This window comes from Chryseolinea serpens (genome assembly GCF_900129725.1).
Classification (GTDB): Bacteria; Bacteroidota; Bacteroidia; order Cytophagales; family Cyclobacteriaceae; genus Chryseolinea; species Chryseolinea serpens.
Genome location: NZ_FQWQ01000002.1, coordinates 1,130,956 through 1,145,841 on the forward strand (window position 1 = coordinate 1,130,956; position 14,886 = coordinate 1,145,841).

At 52.6% G+C, this 14,886-nt stretch carries 16 protein-coding genes; 8 read left to right on the plus strand and 8 right to left on the minus strand.

Annotated features, from left to right (window positions below; translation table 11 throughout):
• Window positions 1-681: 681 nt before the first annotated feature.
• The 3 genes from BUB30_RS18650 to BUB30_RS18660 all read right to left on the minus strand — a co-directional run bounded on the left by BUB30_RS18650 (window position 682) and on the right by BUB30_RS18660 (window position 4,233).
• Window positions 682-1,806: a saccharopine dehydrogenase family protein gene (locus BUB30_RS18650; protein ID WP_073136817.1), complete on the minus strand. Its 1,125-nt coding sequence runs from the start codon at window positions 1,804-1,806 to the stop codon at window positions 682-684.
• Between the two features lie 205 nt (window positions 1,807-2,011).
• Complete coding sequence (locus BUB30_RS18655; RefSeq protein ID WP_073136819.1) at window positions 2,012-2,425, minus strand: globin family protein; 414 nt, start codon at window positions 2,423-2,425, stop codon at window positions 2,012-2,014.
• 131 nt (window positions 2,426-2,556) lie between these two features.
• Window positions 2,557-4,233 carry a tetratricopeptide repeat protein gene (locus BUB30_RS18660; RefSeq protein ID WP_073136821.1) on the minus strand — a complete coding sequence of 559 codons (1,677 nt, stop codon included), beginning with the start codon at window positions 4,231-4,233 and terminating at the stop codon, window positions 2,557-2,559.
• A gap of 63 nt (window positions 4,234-4,296) precedes the next feature.
• On the opposite strand from BUB30_RS18660, the gene BUB30_RS18665 reads away from it, so the two are divergent.
• From BUB30_RS18665 to BUB30_RS18680, 4 genes are all read left to right on the plus strand, one after another.
• Window positions 4,297-4,809 carry a DUF4442 domain-containing protein gene (locus tag BUB30_RS18665; protein ID WP_073136823.1) on the plus strand — a complete coding sequence of 171 codons (513 nt, stop codon included), beginning with the start codon at window positions 4,297-4,299 and terminating at the stop codon, window positions 4,807-4,809.
• Between the two features lie 61 nt (window positions 4,810-4,870).
• Window positions 4,871-5,350, plus strand: a complete 480-nt coding sequence (locus BUB30_RS18670; protein ID WP_073136825.1) for an Mpo1 family 2-hydroxy fatty acid dioxygenase — start codon at window positions 4,871-4,873, stop codon at window positions 5,348-5,350.
• Window positions 5,351-6,289, plus strand: a complete 939-nt coding sequence (locus tag BUB30_RS18675; RefSeq protein ID WP_073136827.1) for a GNAT family N-acetyltransferase — start codon at window positions 5,351-5,353, stop codon at window positions 6,287-6,289.
• A complete protein-coding gene (locus BUB30_RS18680) occupies window positions 6,289-7,242 on the plus strand; it encodes a glycosyltransferase family 2 protein (RefSeq protein WP_073136829.1) in 954 nt (317 codons plus the stop codon). The genes BUB30_RS18675 and BUB30_RS18680 overlap by 1 nt, the downstream gene beginning before the upstream one ends.
• Here BUB30_RS18680 and BUB30_RS18685 read toward each other — a convergent pair.
• Genes BUB30_RS18685 through BUB30_RS18695 form a run of 3 tightly spaced genes read right to left on the minus strand, consistent with a single transcriptional unit; the run spans window position 7,239 to window position 10,227 of the window.
• Entirely contained in the window at window positions 7,239-8,045 is an 807-nt protein-coding gene (locus BUB30_RS18685; protein WP_073136830.1) for a phytanoyl-CoA dioxygenase family protein, read from the minus strand. The two genes, BUB30_RS18680 and BUB30_RS18685, sit on opposite strands and share 4 nt — an antisense overlap.
• A 32-nt stretch (window positions 8,046-8,077) precedes the next feature.
• Complete coding sequence (gene rsgA, locus BUB30_RS18690; protein WP_073136832.1) at window positions 8,078-8,995, minus strand: ribosome small subunit-dependent GTPase A; 918 nt, start codon at window positions 8,993-8,995, stop codon at window positions 8,078-8,080.
• Window positions 8,992-10,227, minus strand: coding sequence for a 3-deoxy-D-manno-octulosonic acid transferase (locus tag BUB30_RS18695; protein WP_073136834.1), 1,236 nt, complete (start codon window positions 10,225-10,227; stop codon window positions 8,992-8,994). The genes rsgA and BUB30_RS18695 overlap by 4 nt, the downstream gene beginning before the upstream one ends.
• A 128-nt stretch (window positions 10,228-10,355) precedes the next feature.
• Between BUB30_RS18695 and BUB30_RS18700 the strand changes: the two genes are divergently transcribed.
• Window positions 10,356-11,384: a DUF6588 family protein gene (locus tag BUB30_RS18700; RefSeq protein ID WP_073136836.1), complete on the plus strand. Its 1,029-nt coding sequence runs from the start codon at window positions 10,356-10,358 to the stop codon at window positions 11,382-11,384.
• A gap of 4 nt (window positions 11,385-11,388) precedes the next feature.
• On the opposite strand, the gene BUB30_RS18705 is transcribed toward BUB30_RS18700, so the two are convergent.
• The gene (locus BUB30_RS18705; protein ID WP_073136838.1) at window positions 11,389-12,162 is read right to left on the minus strand and encodes an enoyl-CoA hydratase-related protein; all 774 of its coding nucleotides are present in this window, start codon (window positions 12,160-12,162) and stop codon (window positions 11,389-11,391) included.
• Between the two features lie 212 nt (window positions 12,163-12,374).
• On the opposite strand from BUB30_RS18705, the gene BUB30_RS18710 reads away from it, so the two are divergent.
• Window positions 12,375-12,857, plus strand: coding sequence for a low molecular weight protein-tyrosine-phosphatase (locus tag BUB30_RS18710; protein WP_073136840.1), 483 nt, complete (start codon window positions 12,375-12,377; stop codon window positions 12,855-12,857).
• Here BUB30_RS18710 and BUB30_RS18715 read toward each other — a convergent pair.
• Window positions 12,854-13,453, minus strand: coding sequence for a DUF4202 domain-containing protein (locus BUB30_RS18715; RefSeq protein WP_073136842.1), 600 nt, complete (start codon window positions 13,451-13,453; stop codon window positions 12,854-12,856). The genes BUB30_RS18710 and BUB30_RS18715 overlap by 4 nt on opposite strands.
• A gap of 212 nt (window positions 13,454-13,665) precedes the next feature.
• Between BUB30_RS18715 and BUB30_RS18720 the strand changes: the two genes are divergently transcribed.
• Both BUB30_RS18720 and BUB30_RS18725 read left to right on the plus strand, forming a co-directional pair.
• Window positions 13,666-14,463, plus strand: a complete 798-nt coding sequence (locus tag BUB30_RS18720) for a LiaF transmembrane domain-containing protein (RefSeq protein WP_073136844.1) — start codon at window positions 13,666-13,668, stop codon at window positions 14,461-14,463.
• 78 nt (window positions 14,464-14,541) lie between these two features.
• Entirely contained in the window at window positions 14,542-14,886 is a 345-nt protein-coding gene (locus tag BUB30_RS18725) for a DUF4288 domain-containing protein (RefSeq protein ID WP_073136846.1), read from the plus strand.

Consider the following 14,886-nt stretch of genomic DNA (forward strand, 5'->3'; position numbering starts at 1 on the left):
TCTATCGGCGTGGTCAGTCCGCCGACTAGCGAACTGAAATGAAGTATTGCCTTAGCCCTGGCCTAAAGTCCTAGTCTATACACACATTATCGTGATTTAACTTTCTTTGGAAAAGGGCGAATTCAAGACGTTGAACTAAATAAGCCCGTAGGGCTTCCCCATCATAACGCCCGGTGCAACCGGGCGAAGCGAATCCACATATCTCAACCCTGTAAGGGTTACCTTTAGTGGGGGAATCCAATTCGTAGTCGCAAATCTATATTAGTATGAGTGTTCTAGGGCGGCAAATTGTGTGGGGTTCATCGAACGTTCGGGGTGTGGTATGCTGAGGACGACTAGATGGAGATTCTGAACCGTAATGGTGTGAATCGGATCTTTAAGGAGAACCCACCCGAAGGGTAACCCCGCTGGGGTTGTTTATATCTAGTCGCCTTTCGCCCGGTTGCACCGGGCGTTATGATGGGGAAGCCCTACGGGCTTGAGTGCATTTTTTTTCTGCCAGTTCGTGTGGAGCTAAGCCAATGGTACCTTATGAGGAGCTGAATAACAGTGACCATGCAACCACAACCTCGCCTTTCCCATAGATAAATGTGTGCATAGACTAGGCCCAAAGTCCGCGGTTATTCATCAGCTCTTCCGTTCAAAAAGACGTGTGCACAGACAAGTCTTTTCACTTGGGGCTTACTGCTGCTGAATGCCGTAGTGCACGCCACGGTCTTTCAGGTAGTTTACGACAAACTGGAAATTCTCTTCTTTCTCGCCAACATATTCCGGAGGACAGATGCCCTTGCGGTCGAACGTGCCGTTAGCAATCAGGTTCAACGCCGCAGTGCAGGTGTAGCCGGTGGTGCGCGCCATCGACAAGGTGTTTGTGGCCTTGTCGGTGCGGTCGAGTAAATTATATTGATAGGTTTTCGGCTTTCCGTTCTCCTCGCCCACGATGCGGATACGCATCACGGTGAACTCCTCCTCGCCGGGTTTCAATTTCCATTTGGGGAAAAGTAATTTGGCCGTCACGTCGATCGGGCGAACTTTCACGCCCTTGATGTCGACGGGTTCATAGGAGAAAAAGCCGGATTCGCGCAACACGCGCAGGTATTCGATGCAACCGGGGTAGCGCAGCGTCTTCTCGATCATGTTGGGGATGCCGGGCATGGTCTTGATGAGCGACCGGAGTCCATCCGAGTTCCACGACTCCAGCGTGCCCACGCCGTCAAAATGGATCAGTTCGGGATCCGACAAGGCTTCCTTCACGATCACGGCACCTTGTTGCACATAGCGGGCCGGGCGGATATATTCTTCGATGACATCGATGGGTGAAAAAACGGCTTTGTATTCATAGGGCCATTCCCGCACCACGGGCAGACCTCCCACCAGGCATTCATAGTCGGTGATCTTCATCCGGTGATAGTGATAGCCCAGGATGATGTTTCCCATGCCGGGTGCCACACCACAGTCCGTTATCACCGTCACGTTTTTCTTTTTTGCCAGTTCATCCAGTTGAAAGGGATCTTCCGGGAAGAAGGAAATGTCGGCGATGTTTTTGCCGGCTTCGATCACGGTGCGCACGGTTTGCAGCCCCATAAATCCCGGCACGGCACCCACCACCAGATCGAACGGCTGCAAGGCTGCAGCCAGTTGGGTTAGGTTGGTGAAGTCCACCTTTTGGGTCTTGATGCCGTGTTGCGCCACGAAGCCGAGTGCCTCTTCATTGATGTCGGCCGAGGTAACGTCAAAGTTTTTAGAAAGGTCAATGGCCATGGCCTTTCCAACGAGGCCGGCACCGAGTACAATTACTTTTTTCATGCCTTAGTGAATTGAAATGATGCCGTAAATTAATGCGATTAAGGCAGGAAGCATCAATACGAGGTCGAGGAAGTTAAATTTCTTTTTCATAGCAATAAAAAGCCTGTACAGGAAAATTCCCGTGCAGGCTTAGGAGGGTTATTTAGAGAGGTTTTTTTTCGAGAGATTCTTTTTTTCTGACGGGGTGGGCCGCAATGAACCCAGGTCAGGCCGCAGCCAACTGTCCTTTGATCATGGCCGACGACAGGGTGACGTACACCGTCGTCCAGGCTTCTTGCAGTTCCGGGTTCCATTTGTCACCCAGGCCTTGCTCGAGCGTCCATAGCAGGCATTCGCCCACCACCTTATAGTGCTCGGGTTGCGCTCCATATTTTCCGTGACGCTGGGCCAGCAGCTTCACTTCGTTCATGATGTCGTCCAGCTTTTGAAGTTTGGTCACCACGAGGGTCACCATGTTCATGAGCTTACGGGCCTGGTCTTTTTGATCGTGTTTAAACATGGACCTCACCGCGGGCGCCACTTCAAAGAGGCGGCTGTAGAAGAGTTCGCCGGCTTCCTGTGAGTTGATCACCACATAACTCCACGAGTTCTTTACGAGAAGAATTTGTCTTTCGGTCATAACAGAAATAAGATTGGTTGAAAGGGATTTAGTTTCTGCATCCTTCTACTGGATGACCGCAAAGAAAGTTGGCGTTGCCCTGAGAAAAGGTCGTATACAATTGGTTTACAGAATTTACAAGTAATTGATGTTCAGCTATTTTTAAAGGAAGCCACAAAATCAGCCAGGTTCTCTTCGGTGGGAATATTCAGCTTTTTGCGCAACCGGTGCCGGGCCATCTTCACGCTCTCGGGCGAAATGCCCATCAACTCCGCCATCTCCTTCATGCTCAGGTTGAGGCTGATGAGCGAGCAAAGCTTCAGGTCGCTCTGGCTTAGGTCGGGGTATTGCTGTTTGAGGCGCTCGAAAAAAGAAGAGTGCACCTTCTCGAAATACATCTTGAATTCATCCCAATCCTTCTCCATCTCCAGGCTGTAGTCGATCACCTTGATGAGTTTGGAGATCTTGGCTTTGGAATTCTTGTCGCTGGTGCTCAACAGTTCGTGGATCCCTTCGCGAAGGTTTTCCATGATGGTATTTTTCTGCACGAGATTGAGCGTGTAGGTGAGCAGCTCTTTGTGGCGAAACTCCAGGTCGCGTTGCAGTTGGCCTTCCTGCAGCTTCTTATTCTCCAGCTCCAGCGTGAGCAACGCTTGCCGCGCAGCATGCACCTGGTCGTTTTTCTTAAGCAGCTCTTTCTTGGTGCGGATCGTGTTGCGTTGATAGTAGATGACGATGCCCCCCACAAATAACGCCAACGCCAGGCCAGCGTAAGTGATCTTTTGCCGGAACAGGGTCCAGGCGCGCTCTTGTTTCAGGAAGTCGATCTCCTGCTCTTTGCGCTCGGTTTCGATCAGGGTTTTCAATTGCGCATAGCGGATCCGGCTTCGGGCGCCGACGAGGGAGTCTTTCAACACTTCGCTGCGTTGCAGGTAGTCGAATGCTTTTTTGTAGTCCTGGCGGGCCGCATAAATGTCGGTGTGTAGTTGGTACGACTCCAGCAACGCCATGCGGTTGTCGGTTTGCTCGGCAATGGGCAGGCCCAGGCTGGCCAGTTGCAGGGACCGCTCCACATTGCCTTGCGCCAGATACACGCGGGCCTGGTTGTGATAGGCTGCCGGCAGCCGGTTCATGTTGTTCGTTTCGCGAAACAGCGTCAGCGAGGAGTCATAATATTGCAATGCCTTGGCGTAATCGCCCTTTTCATAATAGGCCACGCCCAAATTATTGAGCAAGTTGGCGATGCCCTCGGGGTTGTGGTTTTCGCGTTCCAGCTTCAGGGCCAGGTCGAACGCCTCCAGGCCCTGGGCATAATTTTCCATGTCCATTTCCAGGACGCCGATTTTGCGAAGCGTCAGCGCGATGCCTTCCTTGTTGTGGAAGGCCCGTTGCATGTCGAGGGCCTTCATGTATTGATCGCGGGCGGCTTTGAAGTCGCCTTCCTGGTGATGGGCCGCGCCCATGTCGGTGTAGGTTTGTGCGATGCTGAGCGAATCGTTGAGCGATTGGAACAATTGCAACGCGCGCAGCAAGGTCTCCAGCTCGCGTGCATTTTCCCCCTTCAAGCGAAACAGCAGGCTTTCGTTTTTATAGGCCTCCGCCAAACCCCTTGTGTAGTGAATTGAGTCGGCTAAGGTTAGGGCCCGTCCTGAGAAATAGCGGGTGCGCTCCGGGGCCGTGTTGTAGTGCAACCGGGCCAGGCGGTTCAGCAAATTCACCCGTTGCGTGTCGCGGGGCATGTCCTTTAGCTGCTGTTCCAATGCCTCCACTTGCGCACAGAGCGGCATGGCGAGGGCCAACAGCAGGAACAACAGAAAGGGCTTCTTCATGACAGAAAGGGTTATTAAAGGAATATATTTTTCAGCTAACTTCCGAGGTCAATTTTTTCGCATATGAACATCAGCAAATACCTGGAGCGCGCAAAACGTTCGTCTTTTCACCTGTGGGTCCTCAACCAAGGCCTGCTCCGCATGATCCCTTTCAACAAGCCCCATGCGTTCACGGTCACGCTCATTGAAGATTACCGCGTCCGGATCAGCATCCCCTACAAGCGGAAAAATTTTAATCACATCCGCGGGCTTCACGCCTGCGCGCTGGCCACGCTGTCGGAATATGCCACCGGTTTTCTGCTCATCTCGCGGCTGGGCTTCGACACCTATCGCGTCATCATGCAGCGCCTGGAAATGGAATATCACTACCAGGGCAAGATGGACGCCGTGGCCGAGTTTGCTTTAACACCCGAGTGGATCGCCCAGCACATCACCGCCCCTCTCAACGAACAAGAGGCCGTTGTCGTTACCTGCGAAGTGAAAATTCACGACGTGGAGGGAAAACACCTCACCACGGGCCGGATCCACTGGCAAATCAAGAAGTGGGCGAGCGTGAAAACGAAGGTCGTTGCCTAGTCCGCAATCGTTTGAAAAAACCCAGCATTGGCGTAAATTGGTGTGACAAACCCCAAAAGTTATGCGCAAGATCGACTTGCTTTTGAACGAGTACGGCGAAAGCCACCAGGACGTCACCAACAAGACCATTCACTGGATCTGTGTACCCCTGATCTTTTTGAGCGTCGTGGGGCTCATCGCCTCCATCCCCTCGCAGGCCGTGCAGTCGGTGTTGGGGTGGGGCAACCCGTATGCGAATTGGGCTGGGGTGGTCCTGGTACTGGTGCTTCTGTATTATGTGACGCTTTCCATACCTTTGAGCATTGGCATGGCCCTGTTTGGGTTGTTGTGCCTGTTCGTGATCCAGTTAATTGTGCGCGCCGACTTTGCGCCGCTGTGGATGGTGAGCCTGGTCATTTTCTTTGTGGCCTGGGTTGGTCAGTTCTACGGCCACAAAGTGGAAGGCAAAAAGCCCTCCTTTTTGAAAGACATACAATTCCTGCTCATCGGACCGGCGTGGCTCATGCATTTTATTTATAAACGCCTAGGAATACCGTATTAATTGGGAGATTTCATTTTTCACAACGGCCCGCTACCCGCAGACATCAGCCTCGATTTTGATGAATCGCTATTCAACACCGCACCCTACCGGCTGCTGCAATCGCCGTCGGGCTGGCATTCTTTTTTTGTGATCCAAGTAAAAGAAAAAAAGGCCGTGGCAGGCATTCATTTTTATGTGGAAGAAAATGTTGCACAAAGCCCGTGGCGTGCGCCTTTTGGTTCAGTGGACTGTGCAGACGATCTGTCCTCCCAGGTTTTATTTGAATTTCTTTTGTTTGTCGAAGGCGAGATCAGGAAGGCAGGTGTTCGCAAGGTGGTGATCAAACATTCGCCTGCTTCCTATGCTCCCCGCCGCGAAGCCCTGCTTCAAACATTCCTCCTAAACCTTGGTTATCGCGCGACCCACGCGGAGACGGGTGCGACCATTCCGGTGATCGGGAAATTTGAAGAACACCTCGACCCATGGGAAAAACGGAAACTCAAACAAGCCCTGGCCTCCGCCCTGGAATGCCGCCAACTGACACTCGACAACCTGGACACGATCTACCACTTCATACTGGCCAGCCGAAACCAAAAAGGCTATTCACTTTCCATGACCCTGGAAGAAATCCGACGCGTGGCCGAAAGATTTCCCGAACGCTATCTTTTGTTTGGCGTTTACCAGGACGATCAACTCGTGGCAGCCGGAATTTCCATCGTGGTCAATGATCGCGTGTTGTATAATTTCTATTCGGCTCACGACAGCGCTTATGACCATCTCAGCCCGGTAGTATTCCTCATCGAAGGCTTGTATTCGTATTGTACGCTATACAACCTCACGCTATTGGATCTGGGGACATCGGCCGTGGAAGGCAGACCGAACTTCGGCCTGCTGGATTTTAAAATGCGTTTGGGCGGCATTCCCACGCCGAAGCTCACGTTCGAGAAAACTTTCTCGTGATGGAAAGGCCATTGGTTACCATTATCTGCCTCTGCTACAACCACGCCGCCTTCGTGGAAGAAGCCCTGAAGTCGGTCTTCGATCAAACTTACCCAAACCTCCAGGTCATCGTCGTGGACGACGCCAGTACCGACAACAGCATCGAGGTGATCCGTCGCATCCTCGCGCAACATCCCAACATTCAACTGTTGGCCCTGCCTCAAAACCTGGGCAACTGCAAAGCCTTCAACCAAGGCCTGCGCCTGGCCACCGGCGAATACGTGGTCGACTTCGCCACCGACGACGTAATGCTTCCCGAACGCATCGAAAAACAACTCCAGCTTTTTTCACAACTCGACTCCACCTATGGCGTGGTCTTCACCGATGCCAATTATATCGACACCCAGGGCCAGGTGTTTCGCCAACATTACGATTATCTCTTTGCCAAAAAATTGCTGGCGGACATTCCCCAAGGCGATGTCTACCGCGATGTACTGAGCACCTATTTCATCGCCTCCCCCACCATGTTGGTTCGTAAAAAAGTGTTTGACGAACTGCAGGGTTATGACGAAACGCTGGCGTATGAAGATTTTGATTTTTGGGTACGTTCTGCGCGACAATACAAATACGCGTTCTTCCCCGACCGGTTAACCAACGTCCGGCGCAAACACCAGTCACTCTCTTCGGGATGGTACAAACGAGGCGATCCTCAACTGCACTCGACCTACCTCGTCTGCGAGAAAGCGCAACACTTAAACCGTGATGCGGGTGACAAACAGGCTTTGTTGAAACGGGTGCGTTACGAGTTGCGGCAATCCGTGTTTTCGGAGAACCATAAAGAGGCAAAACTTTTCTACAACCTGTTGACGACTTTGGAATCGCCATCAAAATCAGATCGGCTTCTGCTGGGACTGATGAAATCAAAACTACCCCTCGCGAAATTGCGCCTATTCTATCAACGGTGGCGCTACTAGCGTTTCCACAAACGCATTTCGATGGAAATTCGGGTTTGATCCTGGTTTAGGTTGATGGCCCCGCCGTGAATGAGATAGGGCGAAAACATGAGCACTTCATTGACGCCCGGGTCGGGCCGCGTGACCTGGTAAGGACCGCGGATGTCGGTCACGCCAGGCACATTGAACCGCACGCCGTTGATCACCGCTCCCTCCACTGTCTTTTCAATGCGGGACTCCGGCCACCGGTGGCTTCCCGGGATCAGGATGAGCGACGACTGCGCGTTGCTGCCGGCGACTGGGATATAGAGATTGATGCAGTCATCATAGTCGTCGAGCCAAACATCGCGGTGCAAGGGATTGTTGTCGGCTTGCCGGGGACGGATCACACGAAAGTGAAAAATGGATTGGCCGTCGAATGGATTCTTCGCTACCAACGCAACTTGGCACAGCTCCGAGATGCGATCCTCCACCATGCGCACCGGCACGGGGAAATCTTTTGTGGAAAGCAGCTTGGTTCTTTCAATGGCTTTCAGGTGTTCTTCGAAATCGCGGACCTGTGTATGATATTGTTCCAAATCAAAATCATCGTCCACGGAAAGCCCGCCTTCGTGCCAGCTTTTCAGCAGCAACCTGCGCGTGTTGTACATGAACGTGGAGTAGGTTGCCGCATCAAAAAGTTGTTCGATCGAAAAACCTGTAGCGCTCCAGGGTGTTGCTGCCGTGAGGTCGACCGCATCATTCAACAAGACCCGTTCGTCGCCCCAGGCGCGTGGGCCGGTGACTTCATACGAAAGTTCTGTGTCGTTTACGGTGTATTTCATTTGGCCTGCTGTTTTTGGAAAAACATCGCAGCTTATCTCCGGTTATCTTGTCCCAATACCATGCTCAGATAATTTTCATAGCGGCTCAGCGCGATCTCCCCTGCCCGTATGGCGTCGACGACGGCGCATTGCGGTTCGTTCACATGGATGCAGCGTGCGCCGAATTTACACTCCAGCCGAACCTCGCGCATCTCCGGAAAATAGTCCGAGATCTCCTGGGCATTCATGTCCACCAAACCCCACTCCTTTATGCCGGGAGTGTCGATGACATAGGTCTTCTCATCGAGCGCGAACATTTCAGCAAAGGTGGTGGTGTGAGTTCCTTTGGAGGAGAAGTCCGACACGTCGCCAACGGTTTGTTTGATGTGCGGGGCGATCTTGTTCAGCAAGGTTGATTTTCCAACACCGGAATGGCCGGCGATCAACGTCACCTTATCACGAAGGATATCCCAAAGTACGTCCTGGTCTTCATGCAACGCCGAGATCGAAAAACAGGCTACGCCAATGCCGGTATACAACTCCATAAGCTCCTGCACGTTTTGTTTCCCCTCCTCATCCAGCATGTCTTTCTTATTGAACAAAATGACCTGCGGGATGCGAAACGATTCGGCGCTCACCAGGAAGCGATCGATAAATCCGAGCGATGTTCGGGGGAAGGTCAACGTCACGACCAGCAACGCCTGATCCACGTTGGCCGCCAGCACATGCGAGTGTCCCGTTTTCTTGACGGACTGTCGAAGGATGTGATTCTTGCGTTCGAGGATGGCCGTGATGGAGCCGATGTTGTGTTCCAGGTCCACCGACACACGGTCGCCCACAGCCACCGGGTTGGTTTCTTTGATGCCTTCCAGCCGGATCTTTCCCCGCACCCGGCAGGTGTGTATTTTTCCATCGGGGCCAAGCACCTCGTAGAATGAACCGGTAGAGCGCAGGACCAGGCCTTCTATCATACCAGTAAAGTTCGGCAATAGTGCATGATCTTTTCGGTAGCGCCCAGGTTTTCTTCAACGTAGAGACGCGTCACATCGCAGGCCAACAAAAAGGTCTCGGGCGAGTTCAGCATCTCGTATTTGGCTTTCAGGTCGGTATAGTCGCGCACTTCGAACGCACCGCCGCGGTTGATGAGGTCCACCGCCTCCTGGTATTTCTCATAATCTTTGTTGCCAAAGAAGATGGGCACGCCATAGCATGCGGCCTCCAGGATGTTGTGCAGCCCCTTGCCATAGGCACCGCCGATAAAGGCAAATTCACCATAGCGATACAACCGCGAAAGCATGCCGATGTTGTCGATGATGAGCACCTGGTAGTCCTCCAGGGACTTGCCGGCCGCCTGCGAAAACCGGATGGACTTTACTTGCAGGGAATTTTCCATCGCCGTCATAAAGGTCTCCGTGATCTCGTGCGGGGCGATGATGAACTTGACACGGTTCTCGTTGATGAGGGGTGCCAGCACTTCGAAATCTTCCGGCCAGCAACTTCCCACCACGAAGGTCTTCTGATCGCTTTTGAACTGTTTGGCAACTGGAATTTCGCCGCCCTGTTTCACAATGGCATAGACCCGATCGAACCGCGTGTCGCCGGCTACAGCGCAGGCGGTGATACCGATGGATTTCAACAGGCGCAGCGATGTTTCGTTTTGCACAAAGAAGTACGAGAAGTTCTTTAAGATGCCGCGATAAAATCCGCCGTAAGGCTTAAAGAACATTTGTTCCTCGCGAAAGATAGACGAGATGGATAGCAATGGAACCTGGTGTCGCTTCAACGCTTTGGCATAGTGATGCCAGAATTCATATTTCACAAATACGGCCAGCGTCGGTTTCACGATGGAAATGAATCGCTCCGCGTTCGCCGCAGAATCCCACGGCAGGTAACACACGAAGTCGGCCTGGTCATAATGCTTGCGCACCTCGTAGCCCGACGGTGAGAAGAAGGTGAGCAATATTTTTGTTTGCGAATATTCTTTTTTTAACGACTCGATGAGGGGGCGGCCCTGCTCGAATTCACCCAGCGATGCACAGTGCACCCAAACCACCTTGGCGTGGTTTTGACGAAAGTTGTCGCTTAGTTTCACAAAGACGTCTTTTCTTCCGGTTACAAATGCCCGGGCTTTGTTATGAAAAAGGGCGGCTATGCTGTAGCCGGCGCGCATCACAAAAAGGACGAGATTATACAGTATGATCATGCAGCGTCAAAAATAGGCAACTTGGGGTGAACCCCAGACAACGACATGGCAAAGAAGACACTTAAATTTCAACCCATAAGGCCCTCACTATCTATAAAATCTTTATTTTTAAATTTAAAAACCACCTTATGATGCTAATTGTACGCAAGAGCTCTCTCTTCTTACTGTTCATAGCCTTCTCTGTTTCCAGCTATGCCCAAAGCGAAACCGACATCGGCGACTATCTGAAAGCCGGGCCCGAAGATGCCGGAAAGCTCATGAGTGCCTATCTCTCGCCCATGATCACGGCCGCATCCTATGGCTTCAACGGCGGCTGGTTTACCACGGCCAAAGCGCATAAAACCCTGGGTTTTGATTTGGGTGTTACGGTGAACGGCGTTTTCATTCCCTCTTCCAATAACTACTTCCGCCCTGCCGAGTTGGGACTAAAAACCACGACGCTGGTCTCTCCCACCAGCGGCAATGCCCCGACCCTGGTTGGCCCAAGCGAGTCCACCACCTATGCCTCGACCTATGGAGGGCAAAGCGTCACCTTCAGTGGTCCGAAAGGCTTGGACTTCAAAGATAATTTCAAGATCAGCGGCGCGCTGGCGCCCACCGTTCAATTGGGTATCGGCATCGTGAAGAGCACCGACCTGAAGATCCGGTGGATGCCGGAAGTGACTGCCGGAGACACCAAAGTGAAATACCTTGGCTTCGGTGTTCTGCACGACATCAAACAACACATCCCCGGGATCAAACATCTTCCCTTCGATCTTTCCGTGTTGGTGGGCTACACCAACCTGAAAGGCTCCACCAACATTGCCGGCTATGTGGCTTCGGGCGATGCTACCAAGCCACAAGAATTGCACTACAACATGAACGCCTGGCTGATGCAAGCCTTGATCTCGAAGAAACTCGCCATGGTTACTTTTTATGGCGGATTGGGCTACAACGCCGTGAAGACCACAGCCGATGTGAAGGGCTCTTATGCATTCCTCCCTGTTACTCCGGTCACCCCGGCCATCAACGATCCGGTGGCGATGAGTTTCAAGAACAACAGCTTCCGCGTCACCGCCGGTATGCGTTTGAATCTTGGCCCCATCTACCTCTCAGGCGACTACACCCTGCAAAAGTTTAGCACGGTTTCGGTAGGCCTAGGCGTCACGGTTAGGTAGGGTTTTATTTGCCCGTGTAGTTCGGTTTCCTTTTTTCGATGAACGCCTTCATGCCTTCTTTTTGATCGGCAGAGGCAAACGACAAGTAGAAATTCTTGCGCTCGAAGGCCAGGCCCTCGTCCAGCAACGTTTCGAACGAACGGTTCACGGCCTCTTTCGCCAACTGCACGGCCACGGGTGACATGCGCGCAATTTCCTGGGCCAGCGCCACGGCTTCTTTTAAATACATTTCGACCGGGACGATCTTGTTGATCAACCCGTGGGTCAGGGCTTCTTCTGCCGGCATAAAGCGCCCGGTCAAAATCAACTCCATGGCTTTGGCTTTGCCCACCGCGCGCGTGAGACGTTGTGTGCCACCCGCTCCCGGCAGCGTGCCGATCTTGATCTCGGGCTGGCCGAAGGTGGCCGTTTCGGAAGCGACGATCATGTCGCAGGTCATGGCAAATTCACATCCACCCCCGAGGGCAAAACCCGACACCGCGGCGATGACCGGCTTCTTCGTTTTCCGGATCTGGTCCCACGTGCTAAACTGGTCGATCAGCAACATATCGATGGCCGACATATCGGCCATTTGTTTGATGTCGGCCCCGGCGGCGAAGGCTTGTTCATTGCCGGTGATGATGATGGCCCTCACGTTTGCGTTGGCATCCAACCCCTTCAACGCATCGCGCACTTCCTCCATGAGCTGGCGGTTGAGGGCGTTGAGTTCTTTGGGACGGTTGAGTTGGATGAGGGCGACAGCGGGAGCGTATTGCTCAGTGACGATGATGAATTCCATAGCGGGTTGTGTTTCAGACAAAGCTAAAAAGAATCCAGGCCCTAAAAATAGAAAAGCCACCTCCTGAGCGAGAGGGGCTTTTCAAATCAAAAGGTTACTTAAAAAGTATACTAATGCATCGATTAATAGCCCATCGGTTTCTTTCGTAACCACCCGGGTGTTTATTTTGGGATGATTTACCGAAATAACCGGTTTTTGCGCTGTTTTTGACTATGAATAAAGTGAAAGTACTTTTTGTTTGCCTGGGCAATATTTGCCGCTCCCCCCTGGCGGAAGCCATTTTTAAGGATAAGGTCCACCGCAGGAACCTGGACCAGCACTTCCTGGTGGAGTCGTGTGGTACAGCCAACTATCACATCGGCGATACACCCGATCCCCGCACCATTGCCAACGCCAAAAAGAATGGCATCGCCATCGACCACCTGGGCCGCCAGTTCACGTCTCAGGACTTTTTGGATTTTGATCACATCTTCGTGATGGACCGCAGCAACTATCAAAATGTGCTGCGCCTCGTGCAGAACCCGGCCGACCGCGACAAGGTGGCGATGATGCGCAACTTTGACCCTACTGCTCCGGGCGAGGATGTGCCGGACCCTTATTACGGGACCGAGCGGAACTTCCAGGAAGTATTCGATATCCTGGACCGCTCCACCGAAAACCTGTTGACCCACCTGGAGAAAAAACTGCAGGCTTAGAGACTCTTGGTAACCGCCTGCCCGATGAGGCCGGCTACCCGTTCAGAGACCGCGATCTTCCCGGCGGATTCGATGGCTTTTGCCGACATTTTGTGCAGGGTCTTTCGCAGGATCTCCACCAGTTTCGCGTCGTCGTGTTTGGTGGCAAAATCTTCGAGATAAAATTCGATAAAGACCAGGCAGATCACGTCTTCCAGGGCCTGGGTGTCGGGACGATGGTGGAAGAGCTGTTCTTTCGCCAGCAGGGACTTCACCTTTTGGATGGTCTCATCGTCGTAGCCATAGCTGCGCATGATGCGGTCGGCGATGTTGCAGTGGTGCACTTTGAGTTGGTTGCGCCATTGCAGGTAGCCCTTGCGATCCATCGGGTAGGTGTTCCGTGGGATCTCCCATCGCCCGATGTGTTGGCAACGGGCGGCCAGCACCAGGTATTCGGGGGCATCGGGCATATAGCTTTTCAGCCGCTCGCTCATCCGTTGGGCATACAACAGTTCCTTCGGAACCTGCTGCCCTTGCCAGGATTCGAGGTGAGGGTCCTTCTGATTATAGTCATCGAACATGGCGATAACTTTTGCAAAACGTTCCTCTTGGGTCATACGCCGTCTGAAATTTTGATTAAGGTAACGCATTTCGGGTCAATCTGGCAAGTTCACCGCCGGGTTCGCCGCCCCATCCCTGCCCCGCGGAATTTGCCGGGAATTTTCACCGCCGCCCATCCGTCATTCACCTACCGCCGCCCGGAACCGGCCTTTTAACGATGGCCGCAGGGCTAAATCGTGCCGTTATTTGAATCAGAAATCAAACACAAATGGAAAACAAAATGGAAACAGAAGATAAAAAAGAAGTTACTGACAACCGCCCCGAATGGGGAGGCCATCGTTCGGGCCGGATTTTCGGCGGCCTCGTGGTGATGGTTGTCGGCGGTTTGTTACTGGCCCGCCAGGTCGGTGTCGATATTCCTGAATGGATCTTTACCTGGCCTTCGCTCCTGATCGTCCTGGGCTTATACGTAGGCGCCCGTCATTCGTTCAAAAGCTTTGGCTGGCTCATTCCGATCGCTATCGGTGCATTCCTCCTGAGCAAAGAACACATCGACCTTGATGTCTGGAGATATTTCTGGCCCGCAGTGATCATCCTCATCGGTATCGGCATCATGTTCAAACCCCGCCGTCGCTTCCGCCACCATCGGTGGAATGAGGAGCGCTGGAAAAGAAAGTGGGAGCGTCAATATAACTACTACCACGAAGGCAAGCCCGTAGAAGGCGACACCATCGATTCAGTCTCCATCTTCGGCGGAACAAAAAAAAACGTGATCAGCAAGGACTTTAAAGGCGGCGAAAGCGTGTGCATGTTCGGCGGCCTGGAACTGAACATGAGTCAGGCCGACATCAACGGCCGGGTGAACCTGGAAGTCGTGCAAGTTTTTGGCGGTACCAAACTGGTGGTCCCCCCCCATTGGAAGATCCAGGCCGACGAACTGGTGACCGTGTTCGGCTCCATCGAAGATAAGCGTCATATCCAGCCCGGCATGGTCTATGACGAAACCAAGGTCCTGGTCCTGGAAGGCACGTGTGTGTTCGGTGGCATTGAGATCAGGAGTTTTTAACCGGATTCCTGTCCAATTCCAACTCTCTCGATCGTTATTCCTATGCAAATCATTTTAATCACCCTACAAGTAATCCTTATGAACTGGTACATCACAAAAATCGTCTTCAACATTTCAGCCGAACAGAGCTCGAAAGCACAGTTCGACGAACAACTCCGGCTGGTAGCCGCCGAAACCAAAGAAGAAGCCTTCCTGAAAGCCCGCATGATCGGCCTGCACGAGGAAGACACCTTCTACAACGACAACATGAAAAAAGTGAAGTGGGAATTCATCAACGTGTCGGAAGTCATCTCCCTGAAGAACCTCGAAGATGGCACGGAAGTATATTCACGCATCCACGAGATGGAAGAAGGCGCTCCGTACATTAACTTTATCCACCAAAAGGCCATCGCGCTCCGTTTGAACGCGATGCCTTTATTCTAA

What these genes read in the sequence shown, in the direction of transcription:
- BUB30_RS18670 (WP_073136825.1), top strand. Translation starts at nt 4,871, where the DNA reads ATGCGCAAGATCGACTTGCTTTTGAACGAGTACGGCGAAAGCCACCAG.
- BUB30_RS18665 (WP_073136823.1), top strand. Translation starts at nt 4,297, where the DNA reads ATGAACATCAGCAAATACCTGGAGCGCGCAAAACGTTCGTCTTTTCAC.
- BUB30_RS18715 (WP_073136842.1), bottom strand. Translation starts at nt 13,453, where the DNA reads ATGACCCAAGAGGAACGTTTTGCAAAAGTTATCGCCATGTTCGATGAC.
- BUB30_RS18700 (WP_073136836.1), top strand. Translation starts at nt 10,356, where the DNA reads ATGATGCTAATTGTACGCAAGAGCTCTCTCTTCTTACTGTTCATAGCC.
- BUB30_RS18685 (WP_073136830.1), bottom strand. Translation starts at nt 8,045, where the DNA reads ATGAAATACACCGTAAACGACACAGAACTTTCGTATGAAGTCACCGGC.
- BUB30_RS18710 (WP_073136840.1), top strand. Translation starts at nt 12,375, where the DNA reads ATGAATAAAGTGAAAGTACTTTTTGTTTGCCTGGGCAATATTTGCCGC.
- BUB30_RS18725 (WP_073136846.1), top strand. Translation starts at nt 14,542, where the DNA reads ATGAACTGGTACATCACAAAAATCGTCTTCAACATTTCAGCCGAACAG.
- BUB30_RS18655 (WP_073136819.1), bottom strand. Translation starts at nt 2,425, where the DNA reads ATGACCGAAAGACAAATTCTTCTCGTAAAGAACTCGTGGAGTTATGTG.
- BUB30_RS18720 (WP_073136844.1), top strand. Translation starts at nt 13,666, where the DNA reads ATGGAAAACAAAATGGAAACAGAAGATAAAAAAGAAGTTACTGACAAC.
- BUB30_RS18705 (WP_073136838.1), bottom strand. Translation starts at nt 12,162, where the DNA reads ATGGAATTCATCATCGTCACTGAGCAATACGCTCCCGCTGTCGCCCTC.
- rsgA (WP_073136832.1), bottom strand. Translation starts at nt 8,995, where the DNA reads ATGATAGAAGGCCTGGTCCTGCGCTCTACCGGTTCATTCTACGAGGTG.
- BUB30_RS18680 (WP_073136829.1), top strand. Translation starts at nt 6,289, where the DNA reads ATGGAAAGGCCATTGGTTACCATTATCTGCCTCTGCTACAACCACGCC.
- BUB30_RS18695 (WP_073136834.1), bottom strand. Translation starts at nt 10,227, where the DNA reads ATGATCATACTGTATAATCTCGTCCTTTTTGTGATGCGCGCCGGCTAC.
- BUB30_RS18650 (WP_073136817.1), bottom strand. Translation starts at nt 1,806, where the DNA reads ATGAAAAAAGTAATTGTACTCGGTGCCGGCCTCGTTGGAAAGGCCATG.
- BUB30_RS18660 (WP_073136821.1), bottom strand. Translation starts at nt 4,233, where the DNA reads ATGAAGAAGCCCTTTCTGTTGTTCCTGCTGTTGGCCCTCGCCATGCCG.